We start from the raw sequence: 11,909 nt of genomic DNA on the forward strand, positions 1-11,909 counted from the left end.
AGTTAAATTAAATTACAACCAATTGCCCGTCAATTGCGCCAGCTTGCTTTAATGCCTCTAATATTGCCATTAAGTCACTATGGAGCAGCTCCCACTTGGTTTATCGCTCGAACTAGGTCGTCAAGGTTAACGCCTGGGTCAAATACAAACGCGCGGGTATCATCACGAGCTACATCTATAATGGTTTGGTTTGTTACCTGAGTTTCACCATTTGAAAGCGGCTCAGGTTGATTTACGTCTTGATTCTCTGCAATAGTCACCGTCAAGCTACCATGCGTAATAGCAGCAGGCTTAAGCTTAACGTCTTTACCTATAACGATAGTGCCTGTTCTTGAATTTACAATAATTTTGGCGGACGTATCGGCTGGCGTAAATTCTAAGTTTTCTAACGTTGATAGATACGCAACACGCTGTCCAATATCTCTTGGCGCTATGACTCTGACAGAAACTGAGTCCAATGGTTTTGCCGTATTAGGACCGACTAGGTTGTTAATTGTATCAGCTAACCTTTTAGCTGAAGTAAAATCAGCTTCGTTTAAATTGAAAGTGATATAATCCCCGTTTCCAAATGGCGTTGGAACGGTTCTCTCAACGGTAGCGCCATTAGGAATACGCCCCACTGTCGGAATATTGACTGTGACCGAAGAACCATCTTGGCCTTGAATGCCTAGACCGCCAACAACCAATGACCCCTGCGCAACGGCGTAAATATTGCCGTCAGCACCTTTTAACATTGTCTGTATTAATGTGCCGCCTCGCAAACTTCCGGCACTGCCAATTGACGATACGGTAATATCTATACTTTGTCCATAGTTTCGCAAATGCTGGTAGATCAGCGTGGACGGCAACCGCAGCAACATTTTTAATTTTAGGTTTTAAATTTGGATCCAATTGAATACCAAAGTTACCTAACATCGCTTTAAAGCTTTGTTCCGTAAATCGTGTTTGTTCACCGGTGCTTATGGTAAACCAATGACTAACCCGTAACCTACGAGTTGATTAGACCGAATACCTTCGACCATCGATACGTCTTTAATTCGTGTTGCTTCTGCTTGCATCGAAACGACACCAATTAAGCAGCTAAATAGCAGTATTAAACCTTTCATATTTGCTCCTAAAATGGCCACATCGAGCTCATAAAAAATTGTGATATCCAGCCAGCTTCATTGCTTTCTGCCAAGCTGCCTTTACCACTGTACGAAATTCTTGCATTCGCAACGCGGGTTGAATCAACAGTATTCTCAGAACTGATGTCTTCTGACCGTACAATGCCTGTCAATCGAATAAATTCTTGTCCGGTATTTAACGTAAGCCATTTTTCGCCACGTATTATTAAATTTCCGTTTGGTAATACTCTTAAAACATGGACAGTAATTTGGCCACTTAAGCTATTACTTTGATCTGATTTGGCATCACCTTTAAAAGTGCCATCGGAGCCTATCCCCATCTGCAGCGTATTACCGCCAATGGTTGGTGCAAGACCGTTTAATCCAACTAACGGTGATAAACTCGCGTCTGTTTCTTTTTTAGTTTCTGTTTTAGCTGACTTAGATGCCTGAGTATTTTCCATTAATAAAACTGTGATGATGTCACCAACACGGCGTGCCTTAGTATCTGAATATAGGCCATTTGACCAACCACTCTGATACAAACTCCCCGTTGCAACAACTTCATCTGATTTGATTTCAGGCATTATAGGTGCGAAAAACGTATCTTCTTCTTCAATATCATGATTCACCGCACAGGCTGATAAATAAACAACACATAATGACGCGGCTAATGCTTTTGACATGCGTTTGGTAAACTGAACCTTGGGTTGTTTTGCCGTGAATAACATCATAATAAATCTCCAGAACTCTATAGCTGCTGAGTAATAAAGCTAAGCATTTGGTCAACTGTCGAAATTACTTTTGAGTTCATTTCATACACACGTTGACTCTCAATCATGCTAACTAGCTCTTCAGTTACGTTTACATTTGACGTTTCTAGAGCCCCCTGTACGATGATACCCAAACCGTTAACCCCTAGGTTACCTTGAACCGGGGCACCACTTACTCCAGTTTCAATATATAAATTTTGACCCGTTGGCTCTAAGCCGGCAGGGTTAATAAACTCTGAAATGGTCAACTGTCCAATAACAACACCAGCACCTTGACCCGGTACTTGAACTGAAATTTCACCTTGCTGGGAAATTGTTATCGACTGCGCTTCAGCCGGAATTGTTACTTCAGGCTGCAATGGGAAACCAGCCCCAGAGGTTACCAATCGTCCATTTTCATCAATTGAAAACTGGCCATTTCGAGAATAAGCTAACGTTCCATCTGGGCGTTGGATTTCAAAAAACCTTTACCTTGGATCATAAAATCCAGGCTGTTTTCAGTCGTTGTCATATTCCCTTGCGAGAAGTTCTTTTGAGTCGCGACAACTTTAGTACCAGCACCGAGCATCAAACCATTTGGCATTTCAGTGTCCTGGGACGACCGACCATCAGGTTGGTTAATGTTTTGATAAAGTAAGTCTTCAAATACGGCTCGACTCTTTTTAAATCCGATAGTACTGGCGTTGGCCAAGTTATTGGATATTACCGCAATTTCAGTTTGTTGAGCGTCAAGCCCAGTTTTACTAATCCACAATGCCGGATGCATACGCGCCTCCTAATTAAAATATTCTGAGAAGTTGATCTTGTGCACGGTCTATTTCTTCCGCTTTTTTCATCAACTTAATTTGTAATTCATATTGTCTTTGATGTGCGATCATCGCTGTCATTTCGCTTACTGGACTCACATTACTAAGTTCTAATGCGCCACTTTCGATACCGATATTAGGCGAAGCGTCACAAAATCCACATAAGTCATTGGTAAGTACCGATTCTTTTGAACGAAATAAGCCATCATTACCTTTAGTCATCGAATTAAGACTTGGCGGTTCGATCAACTTAATTCGATCGACCGTTTCAAGAAAATTTGCCGGAGCGCCGGAAGGCCGTATCGTGACAGAGCCATCTGGGCCTATTTCTATTTTTTCTATTGGCAAAGGGATAACAATTGGGCCACCCTCTCCCATCACAGGAGCGCCACGTGCTGTCGTTAACAACCCTTCTTTGGTAATTTGTAAATTACCTTCCCGGGTATAAGCCTCAGAGCCTGTTCTGTCCTGTACCGCCAACATACCATCGCCTTTGATAGCGATGTCCAAATCACGACCCGTTGTCGCTATTGAACCATGGTTCATTTTAGAACCTGGACGTTCGGTTACCGCAAATACTCGCGTTGGATGCCCTTCACCAAATGCTTGCATGGAGCGCTGCTGTTCAAAGTCAGCACGAAACCCTGCGGTCTTCGCATTTGCCAAGTTATTGGCATTCATCGATACACCGATCAAATTTTGTTTCGCGCCAGACATGGCGACATATAACATCTTATCCATCTATAGCCTCTGTCAATAATTCGACGATGGTTATTTTGGTTTTAATACTGCATGAATTGTGCCAGAGAATATTGGCGCTTGTTAAAGGGAGGTATTTATTAGGACAGTAATGACTAAAACAGTAGCTTTGGTAACGATTTTATCGATTACATTTATTAAGGGGCTTAGTTTTGAATAGATTAGAAAAACGTTATTATATTTACTGCTTCGCAGATAGTGAAATAAGTAATTCAGCCTCGGTTCGGCTAATACCACATTCATTAATGATTTCTTCAATGTCAGCGCCTAATTGAATTAACTTTTTAGCTCTAACGTAGAGTTTATCTTCTTGCCCTTCACTTTGAAGTAATTGAATATCATTTCGCAACTTTTCAGTGGTCTCCTGCAATTCGAGCAATCCTTGTTTATTCGACTGCATTTCGTTATTTTGCTGAGATTGTATTTCAATTATTTTTGGAATTTGCTGTATCGACGTTTGAATGTCGTCAATGAGGTGGTTAACATGAGATTTATCATTAAGAGCTTGCGACTCCATCAACTCTATTTTTGCAGTCTGATTTACAATCTTTTTAGATAGTATTAGCAAGGCTACAATCAGCGATGCTACAGCAACAAACAAGATGATTATTGCAATAATAGGTAATGACATGTGACCTTTCTTAAAAAATAGAACAATTAAGCAGACTGAACTTCAACTAATTTAGTCTCCATTCAGCCAGCTAAGATGATTGACGCTATGCAGATTGACTTAGATGTCTGCAATATCATCCCACTCTTCATCTGTCATCAGTTTATTTAAGTCTACTAATATTAATAATTCGCCATCACGGTTACTAACACCTTGAATAAATTTAGCGCTTTCATCAGTACCTACATTAGGTGCACTGTCGATTTCAGACGTTTTTAAATAAACAACTTGGGTTGCACTATCTACCATAATACCAATAACCTGTTTTTCAGATTCGATTATGATTATTCGCGAATTATCACTTACATCGCTAAGGCATTAACCCAAAGCGGGCTCTTGTATCAATAACGGTTACGACGTTACCACGCAAGTTAATGATTCCTAGCACATAGTCAGGGGCACCAAGGTACGGGAGCAATTTCAGTATGACGTAGTACTTCTTGAACCTGCATAACGTTTATACCGTAGGTTTCTTCCTCTAGTTTAAACGTGACCCATTGCAATACTTCGTCATTGCCATCCGTAACGTGATTGACTGGGGTTCTTTCTTCACTCATATGAGCAACTCCTAAATTGAATACTGACTAAACTTGTCTTGCGTCTATACCTTGTTCAAGCATGGCAATTAAATCACTTACATGCAACAAAGCACACATTTTTCTTTAATCGTGCCCATCAATCAGGGACGTTTATGTGCATTTTTCGCCACTTAACTGCATCTGGTGTAATTGACTCTGTTTCAACCAAACTTTCGGCTGCTAATCCCCAATTACTCTCACCTAACATGATGAGATAGCGATAGTTAAGCGACTCTTCCATGGCTTGGTTATACTTTTCAGGCATAACCCAACGCGCAGAATCGACAACATTTAACTTCTTATCTCGATTTAGCATCACACCTTTAAACCATGCAGGCTTGCCAAACAAAGTACTTAATTCTGTTAAATTATGGATCCCACCAAGTTCCTTCAACGGCACGGCTAGTGATAAACCCGCTACGCTAAAAAATAACGCTTGAAATGGTTCATCTGGGAAACTTTCAATAACCTCTTTTTCAACCTTAATTGGCGGTTGTAGAGCTATTTCTTGTTTTGTTTCAACAGAAGGTGGCGCGATGTCTTGAGATACACTTCTTACTAGATCGACAGTTTTCTGACGTTCTTTAGCTATTTTTGCATCTTGTTTTAAATTTACTTGTTCCAGTAATTTAGCGACCGTACTTGTTTGCGGTGCGGGTAACTCAACTTCTGGTTCTTTAAATGGTTTTGCTGCTGGAGTTTTATGGGAAACTTGAGGTTTTTCACGCGCAAGTGGGGTCGCCATAATATCGTCAGATAGTATCGCAGGGCGTGATTGTTTTTCTGCCGTCAAAGATCCTCGATGCGTATTTGCAACCGTGTTAATGTCATTTTCTTCTTCGTCACTTAGTAGCTGGTCGAAATACTCCAGCATGACTTTTTCACTTGCAAACATCGACTTAATTATTCTCTAATGATTTTAATAATTCGTTATAGGCGTATACGCCTCTTGCACCTTTAGCATAAATAGGCAATGGCAGTTTTTCCATCGACGCATTTCTAAATTTTGTATCAATTGGGATAACCCCTTCCCAAACCTGATCACCATAAGTACTTTGCAACTCTCGATACGCTACGATCGACGCTCTTGTCCGTTTATCGTACATAGTCGGAATGATGCAAACATCGTATTTTTTCGCCTGAGAGGTCTTTATCAATTGCATTGTACGATGCATGCGTTCCAAGCCCTTTAAAGCCATACATTCGGTCTGTACTGGGATCAATACTTTGTCACTTGCGGCAAGCGCATTGACCATCAAAACACCTAATACCGGCGGACAATCTATTAAAACGTAATCGTAATCAGATGCAAATTTGTTTAAGGTTTTTTAATAATTAAGCCCATACCAGACTTTTTACTCAAAATACCATCTAATGTGGCCATTGCCATCGTGGCGGGAAGAATACTTAAATTTGGTACTGGAGATTGCCAAACACACTTTTGCCAATGTTCCTGATCCATAGAGTCTGAGTGCAAAAATACATCATAAACGCTATGCGTTAATTCTTCTGAATCAATGCCAAAATAATAAGAAAGTGACGCATGGGGATCGGTGTCTAACATGAGGACTTTTTACCTTTCAGCGCCAATATTGCGCCTAAGGTTATAACAGAAGTCGTTTTACCTACTCCACCTTTCTGATTTGCAACAGTCCAAACCTTCACATATTCACCTAGTTATTATTATTTAGTGGTTACTGTTTAGTTTATCTAAAACGTTTAACACGCCATCAAATTCGATTAAAAATCGTTCGCGCAATTAGAAGTTATTAATAGTATCAGCTATCTAATGAGATTAGTGCTTTTATTTTAACGAGCTGCGGTTTAAGTGCTTTACCTCTGGATCTAAGTTCAGGGAACACATAAACTGCAATTTAACGTAAATTAAATTCTTTAAGAATGGAAGGGCCAATTTGCTCTAGTGAAATCGACTGTTCTGAAACACCAGCACTTGTTACCGCTTGTGGCATACCATAAACCACACAAGATAATTCGTCCTGCGCCCAAATCTTAGCGCCACGTTGTTTCAACATTCGACTGCCTTCGCGGCCATCCGCTCCCATGCCAGTCAATATAATTGCCAATACATCACCACCATAAACTTTCGCAGCACTGCCAAATGACAAATCAACACTTGGTTTATAAGTTACACGAGCTGCCTCATCATCCATAATTTTAATCGTCCCGTAATCAGGTCGACCTTCAATCAACATTTGCTTACCGCCTGATGCTAAATATGCCACACCTTGGTCTTAATGGCTCGCCATTAACTGCTTCTTTTACCGAAATATTGCATAACGTATTTAAACGAGAGGCAAACGCTGGGGTAAAAGCTGCTGGCATGTGTTGAACAAGAATAATCGGGACGTTAAAGTTTGCAGGTAATGTTGTAAGTACTTTTTGCAACGCAACGGGTCCGCCTGTTGACGTACCAATCGCTAATAATTTATATGACTTTCCAGACGAGTTTCGAATCGCCGACGTTGCCTGCCGTTGAGGTGCCGCTTGACTCGTTTCAGTTGTTCTTCGAGTTGATGAACTTTGCAGGCTGCTACCCAGTCGCGAAGATATTGTTGAAGTAGAGGTCGCTGGTTTAACTATTGCTCGTTCTGACACTTCAGAACGAATTGGACGACGTCGAGCTAATATACTGGATTTCGCGCCTAATGCTTTAACTCGCTCCTGCAGTAAAGCGGTTCCTTCTTTTTATCTTTTGCTATGTCTTCAAATTTTTTCGGAAGAAAATCAAGGGCACCAGCTTCAAGTGCATCTAACGTTGCAGTGGCCCCATCGTGTGTTAAAGATGAAAACATAATAATAGGCGTAGGTGTCACTGCCATTATTTTTTTGACGGCTGTAATGCCATCCATGACAGGCATTTCGATATCCATCGTGATCACATCTGGACGTAACTTTGCGGTTTGTTCAATTGCCGCTTGCCCATCAGCTGCATCCCCAATAACTTGTAAGTCAGGGTGCGAGTTCAAGATTTCTGTTACTCTACGTCGAAAAAACGCAGAGTCATCTACAACCAATACCTTTATTGTCATTTTTAAATACTACTTAAACCTTAAGTTAGACCGTTTAGCATAATGTTTTAACAAGTTCGGTACATCAAATATAAGCGCGATACCACCATCCGATGTAATCGTCGCCCCTGCCATTCCCGGAGTTCCTTGCAACATAGCGTCCAATGGTTTAATGACAACTTCTTCTTGTCCGATTAATGAGTCCACAACAAAACCAACTTGTTGTACACCAACTTGAATAACAACTACATGGCCTTTACCAACAACTCGGTCAGCTGGGTTATTGCCTTTGATCAACCAGTCTTCTAAATAAAATAGTGGGATCGCTTTTTCTCTAACGATAACAGTCTGCTGGCCGTCAACTATATTTGTCTTTGTTAAATCCAGATGAATAATTTCATTTACCGTTGATAGCGGCAATGCAAATATCAACTCACCAACAACAACCATTAAGGTTGGAAGAATTGCTAGTGTCAGTGGTACTTTAATTTCTAGTGTAGTGCCAACGCCTAATTCAGACTGGATATCGACAGAGCCGTTAAGCTGAGTGATTTTGGTTTTAACCACATCCATACCAACGCCACGACCAGAGATGTCTGATATTTCTTCTTTCGTTGAGAAGCCCGGAGCAAATATTAAATTATATGCTTCAGTGTCTGACAATCGAGCTGCAGCATCCGCATCGAGAACGCCTTTATTTACGGCTATATCTTTAAGCTTTTCAGGGTCCATTCCTTTACCGTCATCTTCGATGACTAACAAGATATGATCGCCTTCCTGTGACGCCGATAAACGAACTGTACCGACTCGGCTCTTACCAGCGTTTTCACGTTCGTCCGGCATTTCAATGCCGTGGTCTACAGAATTTCTAACTAAATGCACTAGCGGATCCGCTAGAGCTTCTACTAAATTTTTATCTAAATCGGTTTCTTCACCGAGTAATTCCAATACAATTTCTTTATTTAAACTTCGAGCCAAATCTCGAACAACCCGAGGGAATCGACCAAATACCTTTTTAATCGGTTGCATACGCGTTTTCATTACCGCGCCTTGCAGGTCTCCAGTTACAACATCTAAATTAGATATTGCTTTGGTCATCGCTTCATCAGATCCTAAATTAACCCCTAAGCTCACCAACCGGTTACGGACTAAGACAAGTTCACCAACCATATTCATAATTTCGTCAAGGCGTTTAGTGTCAACACGAACAGTTGTTTCAGCTGCCGGTGGTGGTGGTGCCTTTTTCTCACCAGGTTTAGGTGACTTAGCCGGCGCAACTTTAGCAGGAGCGGGTTTAGCCGCTACAGGCGGTTTTGGTGCCGGTGCTGGCGTCGCTTTTGGCGCTGGCGGTTCAGGTGGTTTTGGTGCCTGAGCTTTTGGTTTACTTACTGTTGGTGACGCGCCTTTGCCATGTAATTCGTCTAACAAAGATTCAAATTCGTCATCACTTATCTCATCACTTTCATTTGAAAACGAGACAGGTTGTGCTGGAGCCGTTGGTGCAGCATTACCAGCCGAAGGTTTTGATGTTTCAAACGACCCTTTCCCATGTAATTCATCTAATAATGCTTCAAATTCATCGTCTGAAAAGTCATCACCACTACTAGCAATTGCTGACGACGTGGGAGAAGTAGGTGCTGGCGTCGCTGTCGCGGCCGGCTTACCATGGAGTTCGTCTAATAATGCTTCAAATTCGTCTTCTGATATTTCATCTATATCGCCGCCAGTCAAATTAACTTCTGGTTCGACATCTGCAACCGTTTCAACTACTTCGGCCTCCGGATGACTATAACGATGTAGACGTTCTAACAGTTGTGGATCAGCAGGAGCTGGGTCTTCACCAGCTTGAACTTGAGCAAACATTTCGTTGACGGTGTCGAGCGCTTGGAGAATAACATCCATCAATTCAGGTGTTACGCTCCGTTTGCCAGTCCTCAGAATGTCGAAAACATTTTCTGCACCATGGCACGCATCCACCAAATGCGTTAACGCTAAAAAGCCAGCGCCACCTTTGACGGTATGAAATCCACGGAAAATGGAATTCAAGAGACCAGCGTTTTCTGGGTCATTTTCCAGTTCAACTAGCTCTTCTGATAGTAATTCTAAGATCTCTGCAGCTTCTATTAAGAAATCTTGTAATATCTCTTGATCCACTTCCAACGCCATTCGGCAGCTCCCTAACTTAAAAGCCTAAACTAGATAATAGGTCGTCAACTTCATCTTGATTCGAAACAGCGTCTTCACGTGTTTCAGCATCGATGATTGGACCTTCTACACCATTGTTATCGACAGCAGCCTTAACTTCATTAATAGATTCTCTACTAGGTTCACCAAATACTGTCAGTAAGTGAATTAAACTATCTTCAACTTCTTTGACTAACTCGATAACACGTTTGATTACCTGACCAGTTAAATCCTGAAAGTCTTGAGCCATCATGATTTCAGTCATATAAAGATGAATTTGGGCTGCGTCTTTTTCTGCAGTCTCCATAAACTCATTCACTGAAAAACATAAGGTTTTAAATTCGCCCAACTCAAGTTGGCGCTGCATTAATTTATCCCACTCAGGTTTTAAACTGGAAATATCGCTATTAATTTTGTCAGCTAACGGCAAGCTAGCGTCAACGGCGTCCATTGTTTTATTGGCAGCCTGTTCCGTCAAACTCATGACGTAACTTAATCGTTCTTTTGCATCAGGGATATCATCTGTCGCCAAATTTGCAATTTTCGGATCTAATTGAAAACTAGAAAGCGAATCATGTAATTGACGTGTGAGTTTTCCAACTTCTGCAAATAATTCTTTTTGCTCAGGTGCAGCAATGCCCATTAAAATGGTGTTTGCTGTTGTATTGTCACCCGACTCTAGCGCAGCTACTAAGGCTTTAGCCTCTTCAAGGCTAATCTGCGGAGCAGTCTCTAAAGACATAGTGTACTCCTAGTTAGATTATTCTAAGCGCTCGAATATTTTTTCTAATTTGCCCTTCAACGTCGCTGCAGTAAATGGCTTAACAATGTAGCCATTAACACCCGCTTGAGCGGCGGCAACAATTTGTTCTTTTTTAGCTTCTGCAGTTACCATCATGACAGGCATATGTTTTAGGCTTTCGTCTTTACGAATCTCACGTAATAAATCAATCCCTTGCATACCTTGAGCATGTTCCAGTCCGTAACAACAAAATCAAAGTCACCATTTTGCAACATTGGTAATGCAGTACTTCCGTCATCTGCCTCTGAAACATTGGTAAAGCCCAAATCTCTCAATAGGTTCTTGATGATTCTTCTCATTGTTGAGAAGTCGTCAACAACCAGAATTTTCATATTCTTATCCAAAGCGTCCTCCAGTGAGGTTTTGTTAGTTCCCAATCCAGTTTCACTTATAGTAGTTCGTACCGGCTTGAAAATACATGATTAACGTAAATAAATATTATTAATAAAAATTAGGAAGTTACAAGTTTTATTATAACCATTCCTTTAATCGAGCTCGAAGCCGCACCATAGCTTGGCTATGGATCTGGCTAACTCTCGATTCACTCACGTTCAAAACGTTACCAATTTCACGTAAGTTTAGCTCATCATCATAATATAGCGAAAGAATTAGTCCCTCTCGCTCGGGCAATGACTTAATTGCCTTTATCATTGATGATTTAAAATTGTTTACTTCGACACCGTCATAGACATCGTCCGAACCGTCAGTATGTTTTGTCACCACATCTTCCGCTACACCTAAGCTGTCCAAATCGAGGACACGGCCTGCGCTCGTCTCTTTTAACATTTGGTGGTATTGGGCAAGTGATATATCCAATGCAGCAGCGACTTCTACATCTTTAACGTCGCGTCCAAGTTCAGCTTCTAACGCTGATATTTTATTGGCAACTAATCGGGTATTACGGTGTACAGAGCGGGGAGTCCAGTCGCCACGTCGAATTTCATCCAACATGGAGCCTCGAATTCTTATGCCAGCATAGGTTTCAAAACTCGCCCCTTTTGACCCATCAAAATTCTTTGATGCTTCAATAAGACCAATCATACCTGCTTGGATGAGATCATCAACTTGGACACTGTCGGGCAATCGCGCAGCCAAATGGTGGGCAATTCGTTTCACTAACACCCCATGTTTGTTTACAAGGCTAGTGAGCGATTGTTCTTTAGCCTCGTAGGCTGCGGCAACTTTGTTGTTCAAACGAGCGC

Annotated in this window: 7 protein-coding genes and 6 pseudogenes; all 13 read right to left on the reverse strand. The window is 41.4% G+C overall.

All coding sequences use genetic code 11. The features are described 5' to 3' along the window. Positions 1 to 7: 7 nt before the first annotated feature. The 13 genes and pseudogenes from PN838_RS05340 to PN838_RS05400 all read right to left on the reverse strand — a co-directional run bounded on the left by PN838_RS05340 (position 8) and on the right by PN838_RS05400 (position 11,901). Positions 8 to 1,106 (reverse strand): annotated as a pseudogene (locus tag PN838_RS05340) (flagellar basal body P-ring protein FlgI). 8 nt (positions 1,107 to 1,114) lie between these two features. Next, complete coding sequence (gene flgH / locus PN838_RS05345; RefSeq protein ID WP_215962291.1) at positions 1,115 to 1,792, reverse strand: flagellar basal body L-ring protein FlgH; 678 nt, start codon at positions 1,790 to 1,792, stop codon at positions 1,115 to 1,117. 65 nt (positions 1,793 to 1,857) lie between these two features. Next, a pseudogene (flgG, locus tag PN838_RS05350) lies at positions 1,858 to 2,645 on the reverse strand (flagellar basal-body rod protein FlgG). Between the two features lie 13 nt (positions 2,646 to 2,658). Beyond that, positions 2,659 to 3,426: a flagellar basal-body rod protein FlgF gene (flgF, locus tag PN838_RS05355; protein ID WP_215962164.1), complete on the reverse strand. Its 768-nt coding sequence runs from the start codon at positions 3,424 to 3,426 to the stop codon at positions 2,659 to 2,661. Between the two features lie 199 nt (positions 3,427 to 3,625). Further along, positions 3,626 to 4,075 carry a DUF2802 domain-containing protein gene (locus tag PN838_RS05360; protein ID WP_215962165.1) on the reverse strand — a complete coding sequence of 150 codons (450 nt, stop codon included), beginning with the start codon at positions 4,073 to 4,075 and terminating at the stop codon, positions 3,626 to 3,628. A gap of 99 nt (positions 4,076 to 4,174) precedes the next feature. After that, positions 4,175 to 4,671: pseudogene (locus PN838_RS05365) on the reverse strand (chemotaxis protein CheW). Between the two features lie 118 nt (positions 4,672 to 4,789). Then, positions 4,790 to 5,587 (reverse strand): chemotaxis protein CheW, encoded by a 798-nt coding sequence (locus PN838_RS05370; protein WP_334313283.1) that lies wholly within the window; start codon positions 5,585 to 5,587, stop codon positions 4,790 to 4,792. Between the two features lie 4 nt (positions 5,588 to 5,591). Then, positions 5,592 to 6,357: pseudogene (locus PN838_RS05375) on the reverse strand (ParA family protein). Between the two features lie 209 nt (positions 6,358 to 6,566). Next, positions 6,567 to 7,742: pseudogene (locus PN838_RS05380) on the reverse strand (protein-glutamate methylesterase/protein-glutamine glutaminase). A 9-nt stretch (positions 7,743 to 7,751) separates the two neighbouring features. Further along, positions 7,752 to 9,887, reverse strand: a complete 2,136-nt coding sequence (locus PN838_RS05385) for a chemotaxis protein CheA (protein WP_272179966.1) — start codon at positions 9,885 to 9,887, stop codon at positions 7,752 to 7,754. A gap of 16 nt (positions 9,888 to 9,903) precedes the next feature. Then, positions 9,904 to 10,647: a protein phosphatase CheZ gene (locus tag PN838_RS05390; protein ID WP_215962170.1), complete on the reverse strand. Its 744-nt coding sequence runs from the start codon at positions 10,645 to 10,647 to the stop codon at positions 9,904 to 9,906. Between the two features lie 18 nt (positions 10,648 to 10,665). Then, positions 10,666 to 10,973: pseudogene (locus PN838_RS05395) on the reverse strand (response regulator). A 205-nt stretch (positions 10,974 to 11,178) separates the two neighbouring features. After that, positions 11,179 to 11,901: an RNA polymerase sigma factor FliA gene (locus PN838_RS05400; RefSeq protein WP_272179967.1), complete on the reverse strand. Its 723-nt coding sequence runs from the start codon at positions 11,899 to 11,901 to the stop codon at positions 11,179 to 11,181. Positions 11,902 to 11,909: the final 8 nt, after the last annotated feature.

It is taken from the genome of Psychrosphaera algicola, assembly GCF_028401425.1.
GTDB lineage: Bacteria > Pseudomonadota > Gammaproteobacteria > Enterobacterales > Alteromonadaceae > Psychrosphaera > Psychrosphaera algicola.